The sequence below is a fragment of the Micromonospora sp. NPDC049257 genome (assembly GCF_040678915.1).
Classification (GTDB): domain Bacteria; phylum Actinomycetota; class Actinomycetes; order Mycobacteriales; family Micromonosporaceae; genus Micromonospora; species Micromonospora antibiotica.
Genome location: NZ_JBFAQU010000004.1, coordinates 285,773 through 305,137, shown reverse-complemented (window position 1 = coordinate 305,137; position 19,365 = coordinate 285,773). Strand labels below are relative to the sequence as shown.

22 protein-coding genes are annotated in these 19,365 nt (G+C 73.7%); 16 read left to right on the top strand and 6 right to left on the bottom strand.

Annotation, left to right across the window (positions count from 1 at the left end; translation table 11 throughout):
- Positions 1-90: 90 nt before the first annotated feature.
- From AB0K25_RS09800 to AB0K25_RS09790, 3 genes are read left to right on the top strand one after another with little or no spacing between them, the layout of a single operon-like run.
- Entirely contained in the window at positions 91-510 is a 420-nt protein-coding gene (locus AB0K25_RS09800) for a YciI family protein (protein ID WP_219460922.1), read from the top strand.
- Positions 483-1,790, top strand: coding sequence for an RNA polymerase sigma factor (locus AB0K25_RS09795; protein ID WP_308290691.1), 1,308 nt, complete (start codon positions 483-485; stop codon positions 1,788-1,790). Before AB0K25_RS09800 ends, AB0K25_RS09795 begins: the two co-directional genes overlap by 28 nt.
- 30 nt (positions 1,791-1,820) lie before the next feature.
- On the top strand, positions 1,821-2,315 hold the full coding sequence (locus AB0K25_RS09790) for a type II toxin-antitoxin system PemK/MazF family toxin (RefSeq protein WP_208566372.1): 495 nt from the start codon (positions 1,821-1,823) through the stop codon (positions 2,313-2,315).
- A gap of 43 nt (positions 2,316-2,358) precedes the next feature.
- Here the strand turns inward: AB0K25_RS09790 and AB0K25_RS09785 are convergent, their stop codons facing one another.
- The gene (locus AB0K25_RS09785; RefSeq protein WP_208566371.1) at positions 2,359-3,009 is read right to left on the bottom strand and encodes a GGDEF domain-containing protein; all 651 of its coding nucleotides are present in this window, start codon (positions 3,007-3,009) and stop codon (positions 2,359-2,361) included.
- Between the two features lie 267 nt (positions 3,010-3,276).
- Between AB0K25_RS09785 and AB0K25_RS09780 the strand changes: the two genes are divergently transcribed.
- The 3 genes from AB0K25_RS09780 to AB0K25_RS09770 all read left to right on the top strand — a co-directional run bounded on the left by AB0K25_RS09780 (position 3,277) and on the right by AB0K25_RS09770 (position 5,491).
- Positions 3,277-3,516: a DUF397 domain-containing protein gene (locus AB0K25_RS09780; protein ID WP_208566370.1), complete on the top strand. Its 240-nt coding sequence runs from the start codon at positions 3,277-3,279 to the stop codon at positions 3,514-3,516.
- Positions 3,517-3,654: 138 nt separating this feature from the next.
- Entirely contained in the window at positions 3,655-4,542 is an 888-nt protein-coding gene (locus tag AB0K25_RS09775; RefSeq protein WP_357533880.1) for a helix-turn-helix transcriptional regulator, read from the top strand.
- A gap of 94 nt (positions 4,543-4,636) precedes the next feature.
- A complete protein-coding gene (locus tag AB0K25_RS09770; protein ID WP_208566368.1) occupies positions 4,637-5,491 on the top strand; it encodes an SAM-dependent methyltransferase in 855 nt (284 codons plus the stop codon).
- A 104-nt stretch (positions 5,492-5,595) separates the two neighbouring features.
- Here the strand turns inward: AB0K25_RS09770 and AB0K25_RS09765 are convergent, their stop codons facing one another.
- Positions 5,596-6,414 (bottom strand): MOSC domain-containing protein, encoded by an 819-nt coding sequence (locus AB0K25_RS09765; protein ID WP_357533878.1) that lies wholly within the window; start codon positions 6,412-6,414, stop codon positions 5,596-5,598.
- A 72-nt stretch (positions 6,415-6,486) separates the two neighbouring features.
- Here AB0K25_RS09765 and AB0K25_RS09760 point away from each other — a divergent pair, with 72 nt between their 5' ends.
- The 3 genes from AB0K25_RS09760 (at position 6,487) to AB0K25_RS09750 (ending at position 9,333) form a co-directional block, all read left to right on the top strand.
- Positions 6,487-7,281, top strand: coding sequence for a DedA family protein (locus AB0K25_RS09760; protein WP_357533876.1), 795 nt, complete (start codon positions 6,487-6,489; stop codon positions 7,279-7,281).
- Positions 7,282-7,386: 105 nt separating this feature from the next.
- The gene (locus tag AB0K25_RS09755; RefSeq protein WP_357533874.1) at positions 7,387-8,310 is read left to right on the top strand and encodes a hypothetical protein; all 924 of its coding nucleotides are present in this window, start codon (positions 7,387-7,389) and stop codon (positions 8,308-8,310) included.
- A gap of 48 nt (positions 8,311-8,358) precedes the next feature.
- A complete protein-coding gene (locus AB0K25_RS09750; RefSeq protein WP_219460930.1) occupies positions 8,359-9,333 on the top strand; it encodes a pirin family protein in 975 nt (324 codons plus the stop codon).
- A gap of 255 nt (positions 9,334-9,588) precedes the next feature.
- Here the strand turns inward: AB0K25_RS09750 and AB0K25_RS09745 are convergent, their stop codons facing one another.
- On the bottom strand, positions 9,589-9,861 hold the full coding sequence (locus tag AB0K25_RS09745; protein ID WP_219460935.1) for a DUF2795 domain-containing protein: 273 nt from the start codon (positions 9,859-9,861) through the stop codon (positions 9,589-9,591).
- Between the two features lie 221 nt (positions 9,862-10,082).
- Here AB0K25_RS09745 and AB0K25_RS09740 point away from each other — a divergent pair, with 221 nt between their 5' ends.
- The 5 genes from AB0K25_RS09740 (at position 10,083) to AB0K25_RS09720 (ending at position 13,579) form a co-directional block, all read left to right on the top strand.
- Entirely contained in the window at positions 10,083-10,496 is a 414-nt protein-coding gene (locus tag AB0K25_RS09740) for a DUF2267 domain-containing protein (RefSeq protein ID WP_363819514.1), read from the top strand.
- A 289-nt stretch (positions 10,497-10,785) separates the two neighbouring features.
- On the top strand, positions 10,786-11,805 hold the full coding sequence (locus AB0K25_RS09735) for a TerC family protein (protein ID WP_219460943.1): 1,020 nt from the start codon (positions 10,786-10,788) through the stop codon (positions 11,803-11,805).
- Between the two features lie 101 nt (positions 11,806-11,906).
- Positions 11,907-12,506, top strand: coding sequence for a sulfite oxidase-like oxidoreductase (locus AB0K25_RS09730; protein WP_307799081.1), 600 nt, complete (start codon positions 11,907-11,909; stop codon positions 12,504-12,506).
- Between the two features lie 28 nt (positions 12,507-12,534).
- On the top strand, positions 12,535-13,269 hold the full coding sequence (locus AB0K25_RS09725) for a ferredoxin reductase (RefSeq protein ID WP_219469924.1): 735 nt from the start codon (positions 12,535-12,537) through the stop codon (positions 13,267-13,269).
- Positions 13,270-13,285: 16 nt separating this feature from the next.
- Positions 13,286-13,579 (top strand): DUF6510 family protein, encoded by a 294-nt coding sequence (locus AB0K25_RS09720; protein WP_208566361.1) that lies wholly within the window; start codon positions 13,286-13,288, stop codon positions 13,577-13,579.
- Positions 13,580-13,692: 113 nt separating this feature from the next.
- Here AB0K25_RS09720 and AB0K25_RS09715 read toward each other — a convergent pair whose 3' ends face one another.
- Both AB0K25_RS09715 and AB0K25_RS09710 read right to left on the bottom strand, forming a co-directional pair.
- On the bottom strand, positions 13,693-14,724 hold the full coding sequence (locus tag AB0K25_RS09715; protein ID WP_208566360.1) for a LacI family DNA-binding transcriptional regulator: 1,032 nt from the start codon (positions 14,722-14,724) through the stop codon (positions 13,693-13,695).
- A gap of 226 nt (positions 14,725-14,950) precedes the next feature.
- Complete coding sequence (locus tag AB0K25_RS09710; protein WP_208566359.1) at positions 14,951-16,036, bottom strand: hypothetical protein; 1,086 nt, start codon at positions 16,034-16,036, stop codon at positions 14,951-14,953.
- Between the two features lie 291 nt (positions 16,037-16,327).
- Between AB0K25_RS09710 and AB0K25_RS09705 the strand changes: the two genes are divergently transcribed.
- Complete coding sequence (locus AB0K25_RS09705; protein WP_363819509.1) at positions 16,328-17,629, top strand: NAD(P)/FAD-dependent oxidoreductase; 1,302 nt, start codon at positions 16,328-16,330, stop codon at positions 17,627-17,629.
- A gap of 27 nt (positions 17,630-17,656) precedes the next feature.
- Here the strand turns inward: AB0K25_RS09705 and AB0K25_RS09700 are convergent, their stop codons facing one another.
- The gene (locus tag AB0K25_RS09700; RefSeq protein ID WP_363819506.1) at positions 17,657-18,745 is read right to left on the bottom strand and encodes an AI-2E family transporter; all 1,089 of its coding nucleotides are present in this window, start codon (positions 18,743-18,745) and stop codon (positions 17,657-17,659) included.
- A gap of 157 nt (positions 18,746-18,902) precedes the next feature.
- On the opposite strand from AB0K25_RS09700, the gene AB0K25_RS09695 reads away from it, so the two are divergent.
- Positions 18,903-19,238 carry a hypothetical protein gene (locus AB0K25_RS09695; protein ID WP_208566356.1) on the top strand — a complete coding sequence of 112 codons (336 nt, stop codon included), beginning with the start codon at positions 18,903-18,905 and terminating at the stop codon, positions 19,236-19,238.
- Positions 19,239-19,365 lie beyond the last annotated feature (127 nt).

The window sequence follows — 19,365 nt, the reverse complement described above, 5'->3', positions numbered from 1 at the left end:
GACCGGACGGTCGTGTCGATCCGGCCCGGTCCCCGTTCGACCTGAGGGTGAGCGGGTCGAACGGCGACCCGACGACGAGGAGCGACGACGATGGCCAAGTACATGCTGATCATGCGGAACACCGACGAGTCCCTGGCGACGATGATGAAGATCCCCTTCGAGGAGATGCTGGAGACGATGGGACGGTTCAACGATGAGTTGATCCGCGCGGGCGTGCTGGTGGCCGCCGAGGGCCTGGAGGACCCGGCGCAGGGCGTGGTGGTCGACTACAGCGGGGAGACCCCGGTCGTCACCGACGGCCCGTACGGCGAGACGAAGGAGCTGTTCGGCGGCTTCTACCTGCTCGACGTGGCGTCGAAGGAGGAAGCCGTCGAGTGGGCCCGGCGGATGCCGGCGGTCAGCGGCAGCAGGTGCGAGGTGCGCCGGGTCCCCGGCATCGACGAGTTCCCGCAGGACAACGAGTTCATCGTCAGGGAGCGGGCGTGGCGCGAGCGGACCGGCCAGCTCTGAGCACGGTGCCCACCGACGACCCGCCGGGAGCCGAGGCGGCCCGGCGGGCCGTCGAGACGCTCTGGCGCATCGAGTCGGCCCGGATCGTCGGCGCGCTGGCCCGGTACACCGGCGACTTCGCGCTCGCCGAGGACGTCGCCCAGGAGGCGGTGGCGCAGGCGCTGGTCGGTTGGGCGCGCGACGGGGTGCCGGCGAACCCGGTGGGCTGGCTGCTCACCGCCGCCCGGCGGCGGGCGGTCGACGCGTTCCGCCGCCGGGCGGCGCTGGACGACCGGTACGCGGTGCTCGCCGGCCAGCTCGCCGACCCCGCCTCCGGGCACGGGGAACTGCCGTGGGACCCGGACCGGGTCGACGACGACGTCCTCGCGCTGATGTTCGTGGCGTGTCATCCGGTGCTGGCCCCCGAGGCCCGGCTGGCGCTGACGCTACGGGTGGTCGGTGGCCTGTCGAGCGAGGAGATCGCCCGGGCGCTGCTGGTGCCGGTGCCCACCGTGCAGGCGCGGATCACCCGGGCGAAGAAGACGATCGCCGCCGCACGGGTGCCGTTCGCCCTGCCCGAGCCGCCGCAGCGGCGGGAACGCCTCGGCGGGGTCCTGGGCGTGCTCTATGTGATCTTCACCGAGGGGTCGACGGCGACGACCGGCGACGAGCTGCTCCGCCCCGACCTGGCGTACGAGGCGATCCGGTTGGCCCGGACGCTCGCCGCGTTGCTGCCCGCCGAGCCGGAGGTGCACGGACTGCTCGCCCTGTGCGAGCTGACCGCCGCCCGGTTCCCGGCCCGGGTCGACGCCGACGGTGCGGCGGTGCTGCTGGCGGACCAGGACCGGCGGCGGTGGGACCGGTCGGCGATCCGGCGGGGGACGGCGGCGCTCGGCCGGGTGGTGGCGCTGGGGCGAGGCCTCGGCCCGTACGGCCTGCAGGCGTCGATCGCCGCCTGCCACGCCGGTGCCCCCTCGGTGGAGCGCACCGACTGGGCCCGGGTGGTGCTGCTCTACGAGGCGCTCGGCCGGGTGGCGCCGTCGCCGGTCGTCGAGCTGAACCGGGCCGTGGCCGTGGCGATGGCCGACGGCCCGCAGCAGGCGTTGTCCCTGGTGGACGAGGTGGCCGCCGGGGGGCGACTGGCCGGGTCACACCTGTTGCCGAGCGTGCGGGGCGAGCTGCTCGCCCGGCTCGGCCGCAGCGCCGAGGCCCGGGCGGAGCTGGAGTTCGCCGCCCGGTTGTGCCGCAACGTCCGGGAGCGGGCGGTGCTGCTGCGCAAGGTCGACGCCCTCGGCGGGTGACCCGGGCGCGACGGCGGTAGGCTGCCCGCCGTGGCAGGTCTGTTGAGGAACGTGGCGACCCGGCTCGGCCGGGTGACCGGCGTGGTCGGCGCGCGGCGGGGCACCCCGGCTGCGATCCCGGCGCAGGTGGCGCGGCGGCGGCAGGTCAGCGCCCTGCAACGGCGGGAGCTGTCGTACGCCCCCGAGCCGGACGGGCAGGCCGACCCGGGGGAGATCGTCTGGACCTGGGTCCCCTACGAGGACGACCCGAAGCAGGGCAAGGACCGTCCGGTGCTGGTGGTCGGCCGGTCCAGCCGCACCCTGTTCGGGTTGATGCTCTCCAGCCAGAGTGAGCGCGACGGTCAGCGGCACTGGCTGGCGTTGGGCCCGGGGGAGTGGGACCGTGACGCCCGGCCCAGCTGGGTTCGCCTGGACCGGGTGCTCACCATGCGGGAGGACGGCATCCGCCGGGAGGGCGCGGTGCTGGACCGGGGCCGTTTCGACCGGGTCGGACAGGCGTTGCGGGCCGGCTACGGCTGGCGTTGAGCGCTGCCGGTGTGGCCGGGGCCGTCCCGGCCGGTGGTGGGTTTCAGCACTCGGCGAGGCGGGCCACGTCGAGTAGTTGCCGGGGTGACTGACGGCTGGTGACACCCTTCGCCCGGTACATGGCGGCGTCGGCCCGGCACAGCGCGTCGGCGAGTTGGGTGGGGCCGGTGACGGGGGCGAGCCCGACCGAGGCGGTGACCCGGACGCTGCACGGGCCCAGCGGGATGGGGGCGGCCAGCGCCTCGCAGAGCCGACGGGTGGCGTGGTCGATCCAGCGTCGGTCGACCGACGGGCTGGCCAGCAGGCCGGCGAACTCGTCGCCGCCGAGCCGCGCGACCAGATTGTCGCCGGCGAAGGCGGCCAGCCGTTGGGCGACGCTGATCAGCACCTGGTCGCCGGCGGCGTGCCCGTAGCGGTCGTTGACCTGCTTGAAGTCGTTGAGGTCGAGGACGACCGCGATGAGGGGCTGCCCGCCGGCATCGGTGAGCAGCGCGGCGGCCAGCCGGTAGAAGGCCCGCCGGTTGGGCAGCCCGGTGAGCGGGTCGTGACTGGCGGCGTGCCGTTCGGCGGCCAGTTCGGCCTGGAGGTGCTCCAGTTCCGCCTCGGCCGCAAGCGCCCGGCGGCGTAGCTGCCACACCGAGACCAGGGCCCCGGCTGCGGAGACGCCGGACGCGACGGTCAACGGATCCGGCACGGGTCCTCCCTCGCAGTGTCGGCGTACGACCCGGGCGGCGGCGGCCGTCGTGCCGCGCAGGGTCGCCGTTTTCCCAGGTGAATGCCCTGGGGCTGGTCACTCAAAGTGAACGGATAAGTACCGCGCACGTGCGTTATCATGCTCGCTGTCTGGTGCAGATGCAATAGCAGATGCACGTGCAGCACGGCCGGATCTGATGTCGCACCACCCTCGAACCCGCACCATCCCCTTGCGACAGTGGGTCCGAACCCCGACAGAAAGACATCCATGCAGCAGCCTCAAAACGGCGTCCCCACCACCGAGTTGCCCCCCCTGAGGTGGGAGAAGAGCCGGCGGAGCAACCCCAGCGGCAACTGTGTCGAGTTGGCCGAACTCCCCGGCGGGGCGGGCATCGCCATGCGCAACTCGCGCCACCCCGAGGGGCCGGCCCTGATCTACACGGTGGACGAGATAGCGGCATTCGTCCTCGGCGCGCGCGACGGCGACTTCGACCATCTGATCGACTGACACCTGGTGGTCCCGCTCATGGGACCGTGTCCGTCCGGAGGATGTTCATCTCACGGACGGTCCATGGCATGCTTACTCGTCGGTCGGGCGGGGGCCCGGGGACCGTGAACGGATGGGCATGCGCGGAGGGGCGGGCACGTGACGATGGTTGCCGCCGAGGGGGGACCGGCCACCGGCCCCACGGTGTTGCGGATGCTGCTCGGCGCGCAGCTGCGCCGGCTGCGGGAGGCCAGCGGTGTCACGCGGGAGGGTGCCGGTTGGGAGATCCGCTCCTCGGAGTCGAAGATCAGCCGGATGGAGCTGGGCCGGGTCGGCTTCAAGGAGCGGGACGTCGCCGACCTGCTCACCCTCTACGGGGTCACCGCCGCCGCCGACCGCGACGCGCTGCTCAAGCTGGCCCGCGACGCCAACAGCCCCGGCTGGTGGCACCGCTACGGCGACGTGCTGCCCACCTGGTTCCAGTCCTACCTGGGCCTGGAGGCCGCCGCCGCGTTGATCCGCAGCTACGAGGTGCAGTTCGTCCCCGGCCTGCTCCAGACCCCGGAGTACGCCCGCGCGGTGGTCCTGCTCGGCCACCGGGGCGCGGCGGTCGAGGAGGTCGACCGCCGGGTGGAGCTGCGTGTCCAGCGTCAGCAGGTGCTGCACCGCCCCGACCCGCCGCAGCTCTGGGCGGTGATCGACGAGGCCGCCCTGCGCCGGCCGATCGGCGGCCCGCAGGTGATGCGGGGGCAGCTGACCGCGTTGATCGAGGCGACCCGGTCGCCGCACGTCCGGTTGCAGGTCATCCCGTTCGACGCCGGTGGCCACGCGGCGGCCGGCGGGGCGTTCACGATCCTGCGGTTCGGCGACGACGACCTGCCCGACATCGTCTACATCGAGCAGCTGACCAGTGCGCTCTACCTCGACAAGCGGGAAGACCTGGACTACTACGCGGCGGCGATGGAACGCCTCTGCGTCGAGGCCACCCCGCCGGAGCGCACACCGGAGGTCCTCGCCCGACTGCGTGACGAGCTGTACCCGCAGTGACCACCGCACCGGCCCGCCACCCCGGCGGGGCGGCCTCTACGATGATCAGAACCGCAGACAGTGGACGGACGCCATCGACCGGTGGCGCGCAGTCATGGAGGACCCGGTGACCACCGATGCCCCGACGGGCGCCGCCCAGCATCCCAGCGACCGGATCGACACCTCGGTCGCGCATCCGGCCCGCCGCTACAACTACTGGCTCGGTGGCAAGGACAACTTCCAGGCCGACCGCGACTCCGGCGACGCCATGGCCGCGGCCTTCCCGACCATCCGCACCGCCGCCCTGGAGAACCGTCGCTTCCTGCAACGGGCCGTGGCCCACCTGGCCCGTGAGGCGGGCATCCGACAGTTCCTCGACATCGGCACCGGCATCCCGACGGCGAACAACACCCACGAGGTGGCCCAGTCCGTCGCCCCGCAGTCCCGGGTGGTCTACGTCGACAACGACCCGATCGTGCTGGCCCACGCCCGCGCCCTGCTGACCAGCTCGCCCGAGGGCGCCACCGCCTACATCGACGCCGACCTGCGTGAACCCGAGAAGATCCTGCACCACCCCGAGCTGCGGCGCACCCTCGACCTGGGGCAGCCGGTCGCCCTGATGCTGGTGGCCATCCTGCACTTCGTGGGGGAGGCCGAGGACCCGTACGCCGTGGTCCGCCGGTTGCTCGCGGAACTACCGCCGGGCAGTTACCTGGCCGCCTCGCACGCCACCTACGACCACCTTCCTCCGGACGTCGCCGAGGCCGCCCGGGAGACGACCCGGGCGGGCAACCCACCGGGCGGGATCAACCTGCGCAGCCGGGACGACTTCGCCAGGTTCTTCGACGGCCTGGAGGTGGTCGAGCCCGGCTTCGTCTCGGTCGCCCGCTGGCGGGCCGAGGCCGAACCACAGCCCCGCCCCACGGTGGACGAGGTGAGCATGTACTGCGCACTCGGCCGCAAGCCCTGACCCGTCCCGTCGACCGGCCGGGCCGACGCCGGAGGGCTCCCCGCACGGGCGACCCGACGCTCCGCTCACCCCGCGTGGACTCCTACGCGGCGGGCTGCCTACGGTCAGGCCGGCCCGACCCGGTCCCCGGCGGTGACCCGACCGCCCCGCACCACCACCGCGTACGCCCCGACGCAGGGCTGCGCCCCCAGGTCGGGCACGGGGACCACCCGGTTGCGTCGGGCCGGCCGCCGCAGCGCCTCCGGATCCCCGGGTAGCTCGCCGTGTGCCAGGGTGGGCACCGCGCACCGGGGGGTCGGCGCGACCACCCGCAGCACCACCTCCGCACCGACGCGCAGCTCCCGACCCACCCAGGAGTTCTCCACGAAACCCGTCGCGTCGGTGGCGACGACCAGGTTGGGCCGGTAGCGCGGAGCCGCCTCCCAGGGCAGGTCGAGCGCGTCCAGGCTGGCCGTGGTGAGCAGGTGCAGCGGTGCGAAGTCGACCAGGCTGCCGGCCGGGGCGACGCCATCCAACGGGTTCCCGGTGACCGGCACGTCGGCATCGGCTCCCTCGGCCAGCACCGCGTCCGGGTCGGCCCGGTCCAGCAGGGCGTCGGCGGGCACCGTGCCGGTCAGCGTGACCGACCGGCCGAGCAGCCGGGACAGCGCGGTGTCCAGGCCGTCGTCGGGGTGGGCGTAGCCGGTGCCGTCGGGGAGGGTGAGGCGTACCCGGTCGGGGGCGGCACCGGTCGCGCGGACCCCGAGCAGGGCCGACCACCGGCGGGGCCGCTTCGCGCTGCCGACCCGCCCGGTGTCGCGGTCCAGCACGGCGAGCCGGCGGTCCCCGGCCAGCCCCCGACCGTCCACCATGGCGCCGTGTAGCGGTTCGCCCAGCATCGACTTGACCGGATACCGCCACACCTGAGTCAACACTCCGCCCACCGGCCCAGCGTAAACGGTCAGGTACGCACGGTCCGCGTGGTCGATTCGTCGACCGGCTCGTAACTTTGTCGGATGATCCCACGCTCCCTGGCGCTCAACTCCCGTACGGTCGTGTCCACCGCCGAGCCGTCGTCCGAGGGACCGGTGGGTTTCGTCACCGGCCTGGTGGAGCGGCTCGGCGGCCCCGGCGCGGGGTTGGCGGTGGCGCTGGAGAACCTGTTTCCGCCGATCCCCAGCGAGGTGATCCTGCCGCTGGCCGGCTTTGCCGCCGCCCAGGGGCGGATCAGCCTGGTCTCGGCGATCCTCTGGACCACCCTCGGGTCCGTGGTCGGCGCGTGGGTGCTCTACGGCATCGGCGCGGCGCTGGGGCGCGACCGGATGCGTGCCGTCGCGGCCCGGCTGCCGCTGGTCAAGCTGAGCGACGTGGACCGCACCGAGGCGTGGTTCCTCAAGCACGGGGTCAAGGCGGTGTTCTTCGGGCGGATGATCCCGATCTTCCGTAGCCTCATCTCCATCCCGGCGGGGGTGGAGCGGATGCCGATCCTGACGTTCCTGCTCTACACCACGCTGGGCAGCCTGATCTGGAACACCACCTTCGTGATGGCCGGCTTCCTGCTCGGCGACAACTGGCACGTCGTCGAGGAGTACGTCGGGTCGTTCCAGAAGGTCGTCATCGTGGTCTGCGTCGCCGCCGCCGGCTGGTTCGTGGTCAACCGGGTCCGCCGGGCCCGCGCCGCCCGCGCCGACACCCCGGCCGGCGGCGTCCCGCCCGGCGATGCCGCCGCCGGGCCGGCGGAGCCCGGCGGGGACACGACCTACCGGGGGACCGTCTACCGGGGTGGCGTCTGGGGACGCGACACCGACTGATCCGGCCCCGGCCCCGGCGACGTCCGCCACCGTACGCCGACCGGACTGATCCGTTGCGGCTGCGCGTCCGTACTGCTGTGCGGGGACCGGAACAGGGGAGGCACGATGGCGGAGCCGGATCAGGAGCACCGTCCGACGGCGGGGCAGCAGCAACCGGTCTTCGAGCCGGTGATCGAGGTGACGGGTGAGCCGGTCGAGGTGACCGACGGCGACCGGGCGGACCGGTCGCCGTGGCCCCGGGGGGCGCGGCTGCTGGCCGCCGCGGCGGTGCTGGTGGTCGCGCTCGGCGCGCTCGCGGTGGTGGTGACGATGGCCAACCCGGACCGGCTGGGGATGGTCATCTCCGGTGGCCGCGACGGGGCGCCGCCGGTGGCGGCGACCGCCGAGCCGGGTGGTGCCGGTGCCGCCGAGGCCGCCTCCGGGCGGACCGCGACCGCACCCGTGGGTGAGCTGCGCCGGGCGACCTTCGAGCTGCTGGACGGGGTGACCTCGTTCCGGCTGCGCACCGACGATCTCGGTGCCGACCTGTACCGGATCAGCAGCCCGGCCGACGCCGGCCTGACCCCCCGGCCCGAGGTCTCCGGCGACCGGGTGCAGCTGCGGGTGACCCGCCGGGACCGGCCCGGCCGGGGCGTCGTCGACGTGGTCCTCAACACGCGGGTGACCTGGCGGTTGCGGCTGATCGGCGGGGTCAGCGACCACGTCCTCGACCTCTCCGACGCGCGGCTGTCGGGTTTGGAGCTGATCGGTGGCGCGGCCCGGGTCGACCTGCGGCTACCCCCGACGACCGGCACCCGCACGGTACGGATGACCGGCGGTGTCAACCAGTTCGTGGTCCGGGCGCCCGACGGGCCCCCGGTGCGGGTCCGGGCGGGCTCCGGCGCCGGCAGCGTCGTCTGGTACGGCGATCGGCGGGACGGGCTGGCCCGGGGGGCGACCGTCGGCTCGCCGAACTGGGACCGGGCACCCGACCGGCTCTACCTCGACCTCGTCGCCGGGGCCAACACGGTCACCGTCGTCGAGGACTGAACCGGCCGGCCCCGCGCCCGGGCGGGCGGGCCGGCATAGAGTCGGACGGTGGACCGTACCGAATCGTTGCCGGCGCAGACCCGACCACCCGGCATGGCCGACGAGGACCCGGGCAGCGTGCTGCTGCCCGGCCACGACGTGCCCCTGGGTCGCTACACCACGGTGCGCCGGCTGCTGCCGCAGCGGGCCCGGCGGATGGTCGGGGCGTGGTGTTTCGTGGACCACTTCGGCCCCGACGACGTTGCGCAGCGGCCCGGCATGGAGGTGCCCCCGCACCCGCACACCGGCCTGCAGACGGTGACCTGGCTGCTCGACGGTGAGATCGTGCACCGCGACAGCCTCGGCAACGTCCAGCCGATCCGGCCCGGTCAGCTCAACGTGATGACGTCCGGGCACGGCATCGCCCACTCCGAGCGGTCACCGGCCTCCCACCCGCCGTTGATGCACGGTGTGCAGCTGTGGGTGGCGCTGCCGGATCCGGCGCGGGCCGGTGCGGCCGACTTCGCCCACCACGCCGACCTGCCCCGCTGGCGCACCGGCGACTGGGACCACACCCTGCTCGTCGGTGAGCTGGGTGGCGAGCGGTCCCCGGCGGTGGTGCACACGCCGCTGGTCGGTGCGCAGCTCCAGGCACACGGGCCGGCTCCGGCCACGCTGGGCCTGCGACCCGGCTTCGAGTACGCCCTGCTGGCGATGTCCGGCCGGGCCCGGGTCGACGGACTGTCCCTGGAGCCCGGCGCGCTGCTCCTGCTCGGCGGGGGGCGCGACCGGCTGGAGCTGACCGCCGAACCGGGGAGCCGGCTGATGCTGCTCGGCGGTGAGCCGTTCGACGAGCCGCTCGTCATGTGGTGGAACTTCGTCGGTCGTTCGCACGAGGAGGTGGCCGCCGCCCGGGACGACTGGATGGCCGGCCGGGACCGGTTCGGGCGGGTCGCCGACGACGCGGCCCCGCCGCTGCCCGCCCCGGAACTGCCGACTGTCCGGTTGAAGGCCCGGGACCGGCGGGGGGACCTGCACGGTTGACCCGCCGCCCGGCCGTGTGCTAGCCCACACTATTTCAACAATCAGCCGTACGGGTGATGGCGTGTCATATGATGATCGTGGCAGCGATGCCCACCCGGTTCGGGTGGCCACCCGGCGGTTGGCCGGTGAACAGGCACGCGTGCGCCCCAGGTCACGGTTCGTGACCCGGGGCGCCCGCCTGTGTGGGGACCCCTCCCGCCTCCCGGCCCCGCCGTCTCGCCGGCCGGGCAGCAGACCACCTTCGCCGCCGGCGGCTCAGATGCTCCGCAGGTGTTGTGCGACCCGCAGGTGACGCCTGCGGTCGCCCTGTTCCGCGCGTCGGGCCGGGTCGCCCTCCGGCGCCGGGTCGAGCGCGGCGCAGCGGGCCACCTCGGCGGTGTCGGCGTAGTCCACCGGCGGTAGCGCGCGCAACGCCCGTACCACCTCCGGTGGTGCGCCCTCCCGCTCGGCCTGGCGCACCACGGCGTCGCGCGTCGCCGGGCAGTCCAGCCGGGACAGGTACCGCAGGACCTCGGTTCGACTGGCCACCGGTGAGCCTCCTCGCCGCCTCGTGCCGGTCACGATCGGCGGCGGTTACCCGTCCGCCGGCCGGTCACGCGCCCCGAAGCGGAAAAGTGGCTCGTTGCCGGTGGTACGGCCCGCAGCGGGATCCGGCGTCGGAACCGGACCCGGGCGAGGGCGGGGAACCGGGTCGTTTCCGGGTCGCCGTGGCGGGTAACCGACCGGCCTCATGTCGAAGGGAGCCCCGCATGAACTACGACACCTTCGTCGACCAGGTGGCCCGTCGGGTCCGCACCGACCCGGAGCGGGCCGTGGTGCTGGTCCACGCGACCCTGGCCACCCTCGCCGAGCGGTTGACCGGTGGGGAGGTGCTCGACCTCGCCACCCAGTTGCCCGCGCCGCTGCGGCTGGCACTGCGGCCCAGCCCGAGCACCGAGGCGGCCGAGCGGTTCGGTGCGGCCGAGTTCGTCGCCCGGGTGGCGCAGCGGGCCGACCTGGACGAATCGGCCGCCCGGAACGTGGTGCGGGCGGTCTTCGTCACGGTCCGCGAGGCGGTCAGCGGTGGTGAGTTCGACGATCTGGTGACCCGGTTCCCCCGCGACTACCGGGAACTGGTGGAACCGGCGCTCACCCCCGGGGTGGCCGCCCTGCGTCGGGCCTGACCCCACCGGTCGACCCCGGTGCCACCGGGTGGTCGGGCTCCGGCGGGGGCGTCGGGCCGACCGCCGCCCCGGGCACACAGCCGTTGACCAGGGCAACGACGCCGTGACGGTGGTGCGCCCTGACTTGGCGAGTTGCTCGGACCTGGCCTAACCTGGACCGCACGAGGGGAGTACTTCCCACGAACCATTCCGGTCAGTACGGCGCGCCCCGGGTGCGCCTCGGGTGGTTGCCCACGGCGAACGTGGGTGAAGGAGACCTCGAACATGGCACGGTGTTCGAGGAGGCTCCATGACCGATCTGTCGTACTTTGCTGCCGGTGGGTTGTCGTCGGTCGGCACGCCCACCCTGTGGGCGGTGACCATCGTCGGCGTGCTCGCCCTGCTGGTCCTCGACTTCCTGGTCACCCGACGCCCGCACGAGGTGTCGATCCGGGAGGCGCTGGGCTGGTCGGCCTTCTACATCGCGTTGCCGTTGGCCTTCGGCGGTTGGGTCTGGTACCGCTTCGGCTCCCAGCAGGGCGTCGAGTACCTGACCGGCTACCTGGTCGAGAAGTCCCTGTCGGTCGACAACCTCTTCGTGTTCATGCTGCTGCTGGCCGCCTTCGCGGTGCCCGCGGTGCTCGCCCAACGGGTGCTGCTCTACGGCATCGCCGGGGCGCTGGTGCTGCGCGCGATCTTCATCGCCCTCGGCGCGGCGGCGTTGCAGACCCTCGACTTCGCCTTCCTGCTCTTCGCCATCATCCTGATCGCCACCGCGGTCAAGCTGCTGCGCGACGCCCTGTCCGGGCACGAGCAGGAAGTCGACATCAACAAGATGCGGTCGGTGCGGCTGCTGCGCCGGTTCATGCCGGTCGTCGAGGAGTACCACGGCACCCGGATGACGATCCGGCAGCAGGGTCGCCGGGCCCTCACCCCGTTCGCCCTGGTGGTGGTCGCGGTGCTCGCCACCGACATCGTCTTCGCGGTCGACTCGGTGCCCGCCGTCTACGGCATCACCGAGGACCCCTACCTGGTCTTCGCCACCAACGCGTTCGCGCTGCTCGGGTTGCGGGCGCTCTACTTCGTCCTGCATGCCGCGCTGAGCCGCCTGGTGCACCTCAGCTACGGTCTGGCCATCATCCTGGCCTTCATCGGCGTCAAGCTCGGCCTGCACTGGGCCCACGGGATCTGGTCGGGCGTGCCGGAGATCCCGACCCTGGCCTCGCTCGGCGTCATCATCGGCGTCCTGGCCGTGGTCACCCTGACCAGCCTGCGGGCCACCCGCGACCGGGAGCCCGGCGAGGTCGAGGTCGTCACCGACAAGCACTGACGGTACGCGCCCGGCGGCGACCCGCGACCGGGTCGCCGCCGAAGGCGTGCCGGTCGGCGGGAACCCTCCCGCGCACACCCGCCGGGTGGTACGACTGACGGGTGGGAATCGTGTCACCGGGCTTCCAGGGCCGACGCCGTACGACCGATCCGGCCCTGCCGCCGGGGCAGTACCTGACCGAGGACTTCCCGGTGCTGTCCGCCGGGCCGACCCCCCGGGTCCCGCTGGACCGTTGGGAGTTCGTCCTCGCCACCGAGACCGGCGACGAGTTCCGCTGGTCCTGGGCGGAGCTGATGGCCCTGCCGCAGGAGACCCCCACGGTGGACATCCACTGCGTCACCCGGTGGTCCAAGTTCGGCACCAGCTGGCAGGGCGTCTCGCTGGACGTGCTGCTCGACGGCGTGGACACCGCCGCCGACTACGCCCAGGCCCACTCGTACGGCGGATACACCACCAACCTGCCGCTGGACGACCTGCGTGACGGTCAGGCCTGGGTGGTGCACGGGTACGACGGCGAACCGCTGCCCGCCGAGCATGGTGGCCCGGCCCGGCTGCTGGTGCCGCACCTCTACTTCTGGAAGTCGGCCAAGTGGGTGCGGGGCCTGCGGCTGACCGTGGAGGACGAGCCCGGTTTCTGGGAGACGGCCGGCTACCACGACTACGGCGACCCGTGGCGTGAGCAGCGCTACCAGGGTGACTGAGGTGACCACAGCCGCCCCGGGTGGCCGGGTGGCCGCCCCGCTGGGCTGGCGGGTGGCCCGGCTGGCGCAGCGCCGGATCGAGACGCCCACCGCGCAGACCCTCGTCCTGTCGGTGCCCGGCTGGCCGGGACACCTGCCGGGGCAGCACGTCGACGTCCGGCTCACCGCCCCCGACGGCTACCAGGCGGCCCGTTCCTATTCGTTGGCCGGCCCGCCCGACGGCGACCGGATCGCGTTGACCGTGCAGCGGGTGCCCGACGGCGAGGTGTCGCCGTACCTGACCGACGCCTGGGCCGAGGGGGACCCGGTGGAGGTGCGTGGCCCGGTCGGCGGCTGGTTCGTCTGGCGGTCCGAGCAGACCGCGCCGGTCCTGCTGGTCGCCGGGGGTTCCGGGGTGGTGCCACTGATGGCGATGGTGCGGGCCCGCCGGGCCGCCGGCAGCCGGGCGCCGTTCCGGCTGATCTACTCGGTACGCACCCCGGCGGACGTCATCTACGCCGACGAACTACGTACCCGCGCCCGCGACGACTTCGGCCTGGACGTCAGCTACGTCTACACCCGCGAGGCCCCCGACGGGTGGCGGGGCGAGCCGCACCGGATCGGTCTGGCCGACGTGAACACCCACGGCTGGCCGGCGGACCTGGAACCGCTCTGTTACGTCTGCGGTCCGACCGGTTTCGTGGAGACCGTCGCGGACCTGTTGGTGGGGCTGGGCCACCCGACCCGGCGGGTCCGGACCGAACGGTTCGGGCCGACCGGCTGACCGGCGAGGAGAACCGATGACCGAGATGTCCTACCTGGACGGCAACATGCTCGACGGGCCGTTGCGCGAGCTGCTCGCGGTGGACCTGAGCGCGGCGACCGGGCGGTGCGCGTCCTGTGGCATGGTCGGCCCGATGGCCGGACTGCGCGTCTGGGCCCACGCCCCGGGGCTGGTGGGTCGTTGTCCCTCCTGCGCCGAGGTGATGCTGCGGCTGGTCCGGGCCCCCGACCGGGCCTGGCTGGACCTGCGTGGCGCCACCTACCTCCAGGTGCCGATGCCGACCGCCGAACCGTTCCCCCGACCACTCTGACCAGCCACCTGCCTTCGTCCCCGCCGCCGTCGCGGGGTGCGACCGGGCTCGCGGCCGGACGGCCCGGACCCGTGTGGTCCGGGCCCGCGGTCGGCACCTGCGGGTTCCGCCGGTCAGTGCGGTGCGGCGGCGACCGACGCCCGGCGGACCAGCGGGCAGGGCATGGCGACGTGCCGGGCCACCCGGCGACGGGCCCCCTTCGGCCGGTCGAGCAGCTCCACCATCGTCTCGACCGCCCACGCGCCCATCCCGTGATGCGGCAACGCCACGGTGGTCAGCGCGGGGAACAACCCGTCCGCGATGACCTCCTGGTTGTCGGAGCCGACCACCGACAGCTCCTGCGGCACCCGCAGGCCGAGTTCGGCGGCGGCCCGGTAGACGCCCATCGCCATCCGGTCGGTGAAACAGAACAGCGCCGTCGGCCGGTCGGCCGCGTCGAGCAGGACGCGGGCGGCCCGGTGCCCGCCGGCGGGGTCGCCGACGTCGGCACGTACCAGCTCCGGCCGGTACGGGACCCCGGCGGCCCACAGCGCCTCGCGGTAGCCGAGCAGCCGGCCCCGCGCGGCGGGAACGTCGTCGACGGTGGTGACGAAACCGATCCGGCGGTGCCCGTGGGCGAGCAGTTCCCGCACCGCCGCGGCGGCACCACCGCGCTCGTCGGGCACCACCGAGGGGAGCGTGGCGTCGTCGCTGCGGGCGTTGAGCAGCACCACCGGCATCGGGCGCAGCTCGTCGGGGACCCGCACCACCCGGTGGTCCGTGGTCGCGTAGAGCACACCGTCGACCCGGTGCCGCGACAGCGCCCGGATCTCCCGCCGTTCGGCCTCGAGGTCGCGTCCGGTGGTGAGCAGCAGCACCCACCCGCGCGCCGATGCGGTCTCCTGCGCGCCGAGGATGAGCCGCCCGGCCTGCCCGGTGGCGGCGATGACGTCGCCGAGCAGCCCCAGCGCGTACGACCGTTGCAGCCGTAGCCCCCGGGCCAGCCCGTTCGCCGCGTAACCGAGTTGCCGGGCCACCGCCTCGACCCGTTCCCGGGTCTGTGCGCTGACCCGGGTGCCGGACTTGTTGTTCAACACGTGGGACACGGTGGTCACCGAGACGCCCGCCGCGGCGGCGACGTCCCGGATGCTCGCCTTCGGTCCCATCGGCTCACCTTCGTGCTGCTCGTGGCTCGGCCGCCGGGGCGACGGTCCGACAACGCTAGCCGAACCGGCCGGGAAGCGGAGACGACGTTCGGCACCCGGTCCACGGGTTGGGCGGGGCGGCGACGGCCCCCGGCACGTGCCGGGCCGGGCGGGTGCTGGCGGTACGGCGGCGTCGCCCGGGCCGATGCCCGCCCGTGCGGTGCACCGGCGGGCATCGACGTCCGGCTCAGATCCGGGAGGTGAAGGCGACCAGCACCTGGTACGGGGCGGGCGTGCCGGTGTTGTCGAAGCAGATCACGTCCACCGGGGCGTCCACCGCGTACGACCACGGCTGGGTCAGGTTGCAGTAGTTGGGCCCGGTGCCCTGCGCGGTGACCTGGGCATGCGTCTCCTTCTGGCCGAGCTGCTTGAAGGTGACCAGGTAGCGGCCGGCCGGTGCGAGCGGTGCGATGGTGTTGACGCCCACCCCGAGCTGGGAGTTGTCGTTGGTGGGGCCGCCCGCCGCGCTGGCCAGGTGACCGAAGAACTTCGGCGGGGCCAGCGACCCGATCACCGACCGCCCCCGGTGGTAGGAGAGGGTGAAGTCGGTGTTCACCGGCGCGCCGGCCTGGTCGAAGCAGAACACGTAGACCAGCACGTCCGTGCCGGAGGCGCCCCACCGGGCCACGGTGCACCGGCGCGGACCGGCGTTCGGCTGGATCGCGGTGGCCTGCACGTTGCCGGCCAGCACCCCGGCCAGCCCGACCCCGGGCAGCCGCACCGACCACTGCCCGACCCCCAGCGGGGCCAGCGCGGCGGGGGCCCCGGTGGACACGTACGACTGGACCAGGCCGCTGACCCCGCCCTGGACGTAGGCGTGTGCGGTGCCGGCCGGCAGCACCCCGGAGCTGGCGGTCCACAGCACGGTGAACCGGCTGTCGTCGCGGGTGCCGCCGGGGGCGAAGCACTGCACGTCGACGATCTCGTCGGTGCCCGACTGGAACCAGCGCACCACGGTGCAGTAGTGCCCGGCCCGGTCCACCGGGGTCACGTGCGGCACCCCGCGCGCACCGGCGCCGATCTGCGGGAAGCGCACCTGGAACCGGCCCGGGGCGAGCTTGATGCCGGTGGCCCAGGCGGCCGGGAAGGCGGTCTTCCAGGTGCCCCACTGCCGGGTGGTGTCCAGCACGGTCCAGCTGGTGACGGTGGGGTTGTCGACGTAGGCGAAACCCCAACGGTCCGCGGTGGCCGCCGCGGCGGGTGCGGTCGGCGCGAGCCCCACGGCCGCCAGCAGGGCGGCCAGTGCGACGGCGACGACACGGCGAACTCTCATCTGTCCCTCCGATTGGTGGTGGTCGAACAGGAACTCAGCGTGAGCGGAAGGCGCGTCGAAAGCAACGGTGTCGTCTACGCGGTGTGACTACAGTCGGGAGCCCGTCACTGATGTATCAGGCGGGCCGGAACGCCCTCGTGCACCGCACGCGTCCTCGCGCGGCGGCGGGAACGGTGACTCCGGGTCACCGGCCGCCCCGCCCCGCTCCGGCGCGCTCCGCCCCGCTCCGGTGCGACGGTGCCGGGGCGATCCGACACGTTTGTCGTGCTGACCGCCGGGAAGGGAGCGGGCATGACGAAACCTCGTGTGGTGATCGTGGGCGCCGGTTTCGCCGGTTACCACGCGGCGAAGACGTTGCGGCGGTTGGCCGGTGGGCGGGCCGAGATCGTGCTGCTGAACTCGACCGACTACTTCCTCTATCTGCCGCTGCTGCCCGAGGTGGCCGCCGGGGTGGTCGAGCCGACCCGGATCTCGGTCCCGTTGACCGGCACCCTGCCCGGGGTGCGGGTCGTCGTCGGCGAGGCCGACCGGGTCGACCTGGCCAACCGCTGGGTGGGTTTCACCAACCCGGAGGGGGAGCGGGGCCAACTGGCCTACGACCGGCTGGTGCTCTGCGTCGGCAGCGTCAACAAGCTGCTGCCCATCCCCGGGGTGACCGAGTACGCCCACGGCTTCCGGGGCCTGCCCGAGGCGGTCTACCTGCACGACCACGTGGTCCGCCAGATCGAGCTGGCCGAGCAGGCGCAGGACCCGGCCGAGCAGCAGGCCCGCGCCACCTTCGTGGTGGTGGGGGCGGGTTACACCGGCACCGAGGTCGCCGCGCACGGGCAGCTCTTCACCGACGCGTTGCACGCGCAGCGCCCCCGGTTGACGGTCCGGCCCCGGTGGATGCTGCTGGACGTCGCCCCCCGGGTCCTGCCGGAGCTGGACGAGCGGATGTCGCGCACCGCCGACCGGGTGCTGCGTCGTCGGGGTGTCGACGTCAGGATGGGCACCTCGGTCGCCGAGGCCACCGCCGACGGGGTACGCCTCACCGACGGCGAGTACGTCCCGACCTGCACGCTGGCCTGGTGCGTCGGGGTCCGTCCCGACCCGTTCGTGGCCGAGTTGGGGCTGCGGACCGAGAAGGGCCGGTTGGTGGTCGACGAGTACCTCAACGTCCCCGGTTTCCCCGAGGTGTACGCCTGCGGCGACGCCGCCGCCGTGCCGGACCTGACCCGCCCCGGCCAGGTCTGCACGATGACCGCCCAGCACGCGCAGCGGCAGGGGAAGCTCGTGGCGCGCAACATCGCCGCCTCCTACGGCCAGGGCCGGCGTCACCCGTACAAGCACCACGACCTGGGTTGGGTGGTCGACCTCGGTGGGAAGGACGCGGCGGCCAACCCGCTGAAACTGTCGCTGTCCGGGTTGCCCGCCAAGGCGGTCACCCGGGGCTACCACCTGCTGGCGATGCCCGGCAACCGGGCGCGGGTGAGCGCCGACTGGGTGCTCGACGCGGCGCTGACCCGCCCGGCGACGCAGCTCGGCCTGGTCCCGGCCAACGCCGTGCCGTTGGAGAGTTCCTCGCCCGAGGTGCCGGCGCGCACCCGCTGACCGAAGCTGATCGGTCCGGCCGCCGGCTCACCCCCGGCGGCCGGGCCGGGCCGCGTCGGACCCGCCGACATCGTCACCCCTGCGGTGGCCGACGGGTCCGAACTCGCGCAGCAGCACCTGGACGACCCCGGCCGCCGGGATGGCCAACAGCGCCCCGACCAGCCCGGCCAGATCGGCCGCGACGAGCACGCTGACCAGCACGGTGAGCGGGTTCAGCCGGACCGCCCGGGACATGATCAGCGGTTGCAGCAGATGGTTCTCCACCTGCTGGTAGACGACGAAGAAGACCAGCACCACCAGCCCGGCGGTGGGGGAGCGCAGGAAGCCGGCCCCGGACGCGACGACCGCCCCGAGCGTCGCGCCGACCAGCGGAACCAGGTCGGCGATCCCCACCAGTAGCGCGATCACCGCTGCGAACGGCACCCCCACCAGCACCAGCACGACGTACGTCCCCAGTCCGCAGATCACGCTGATCAGCAGGTTGCCGCTGAGATAGCCGGTGATGACCCGCGAGGTGCCCCGCCCGATCCGCCGCAACCGCACCCCCGTGCCGGCACCGACCGCCCCGAGCATGGTCCGGATGATCCAGGGCGCCTCCAGGACCATGAGGTAGGCCAGCACGACGACGGTGACCAGGCCGGCGAGGGTCCGCAGGACGCCCCGGAACAGTTCCACCGCAGGCTGGCGCAGCTCACCGCCGTACCGCTGGACCTGGTCGCCGTGGCGACGGGCGTAGTCCAACAGGCCGGTCCGGTCGAGCAGGCCGCCCAGCGGTCCCTGCCCGGCGCGGGCCTGCCGCAGCAGTTCGGGGGCCCGGTCGGCGAACCGTCCCAGCTCGTCCAGCAGCGGCACCAGGATCACCGCGCCCACCGCCGCCAGCAGCCCGAACACGGCCAGGAAGACCAGCAGGGTGGCCGTGGCCCGGTGCCGCACCAGCCGGCGCTCCACCCGGTCCACCAGGGGTCTGAGGGCCATCGCGAGGAACGCCGCGAGCAGGATCCAGATCAGCACCCGACGGGTGGACCAGAGCAGGCCGAGCCCGATGACGACCGCCAACACCAGACCGATCACGATCAGCGCCCGGCGGGCGGTACGACGATCGTCGGTGGTCCCCATCCGGCGCGGCTACCCCCGGTCGGAGCCCGGAAACCGTTCTGCCGGACCCCCGGCGGGCAGCGGCTTCACTCGCCGGGGGTGAGGGGCGCTCACCCGTCCGGGGCAGATCATCGAGGCGACCGGAGGTCTTCCGAGGCACGCGGAAGGGAAGGTCGTCATGAAGAGGATCGTGGAGATTGTTCCGGCTCGTCCCGGCTGGTACTCGCGGTGGCGGATCGGCCCCGAGGCGACACGGTGCTACCCGGTGAGCCTCTGGGCGCTGGTGGAGGAGGCCGACGGTTCCGGTCGTGAGGTCGTCGGTGTGGACTGCGCCGGGCAGTGGCCGGGAGCGGAGGAGAACGAGTCGGGTGGGGGATTCGTCCGTTACCTGTTCCAGCTGCCCGATTCCGGTCCTCCGGAGGACGTCGAACGACCCTCCCCCGTCGAGGTCCGGTCGACCGGTCCCCGCCGGCAACCCGCCGTCGTGACGCAGGAGCCCGCCGTCGCCGGATGACCGTCGGCCGTACGCCGACGGGGTCGACCGGGCCGCCCGCCGCCGGCCCCGGCACGAACATGACCGGGGTGTAGCTGACCCGCCCGCCCCCTCCCGGCCCCCGGCCCCTGGTCCCAGGGTCGGGGGC

Bases quoted from the DNA above. Each gene is read 5' to 3' on its own strand.
- AB0K25_RS09800 (WP_219460922.1), top strand. From the start codon at position 91: ATGGCCAAGTACATGCTGATCATGCGGAACACCGACGAGTCCCTGGCG.
- AB0K25_RS09780 (WP_208566370.1), top strand. From the start codon at position 3,277: ATGCAGCAGCCTCAAAACGGCGTCCCCACCACCGAGTTGCCCCCCCTG.
- AB0K25_RS09770 (WP_208566368.1), top strand. From the start codon at position 4,637: ATGGAGGACCCGGTGACCACCGATGCCCCGACGGGCGCCGCCCAGCAT.
- AB0K25_RS09760 (WP_357533876.1), top strand. From the start codon at position 6,487: ATGATCCCACGCTCCCTGGCGCTCAACTCCCGTACGGTCGTGTCCACC.
- AB0K25_RS09755 (WP_357533874.1), top strand. From the start codon at position 7,387: ATGGCGGAGCCGGATCAGGAGCACCGTCCGACGGCGGGGCAGCAGCAA.
- AB0K25_RS09740 (WP_363819514.1), top strand. From the start codon at position 10,083: ATGAACTACGACACCTTCGTCGACCAGGTGGCCCGTCGGGTCCGCACC.
- AB0K25_RS09735 (WP_219460943.1), top strand. From the start codon at position 10,786: ATGACCGATCTGTCGTACTTTGCTGCCGGTGGGTTGTCGTCGGTCGGC.
- AB0K25_RS09720 (WP_208566361.1), top strand. From the start codon at position 13,286: ATGACCGAGATGTCCTACCTGGACGGCAACATGCTCGACGGGCCGTTG.
- AB0K25_RS09715 (WP_208566360.1), bottom strand. From the start codon at position 14,724: ATGGGACCGAAGGCGAGCATCCGGGACGTCGCCGCCGCGGCGGGCGTC.
- AB0K25_RS09710 (WP_208566359.1), bottom strand. From the start codon at position 16,036: ATGAGAGTTCGCCGTGTCGTCGCCGTCGCACTGGCCGCCCTGCTGGCG.
- AB0K25_RS09705 (WP_363819509.1), top strand. From the start codon at position 16,328: ATGACGAAACCTCGTGTGGTGATCGTGGGCGCCGGTTTCGCCGGTTAC.
- AB0K25_RS09700 (WP_363819506.1), bottom strand. From the start codon at position 18,745: ATGGGGACCACCGACGATCGTCGTACCGCCCGCCGGGCGCTGATCGTG.
- AB0K25_RS09695 (WP_208566356.1), top strand. From the start codon at position 18,903: ATGAAGAGGATCGTGGAGATTGTTCCGGCTCGTCCCGGCTGGTACTCG.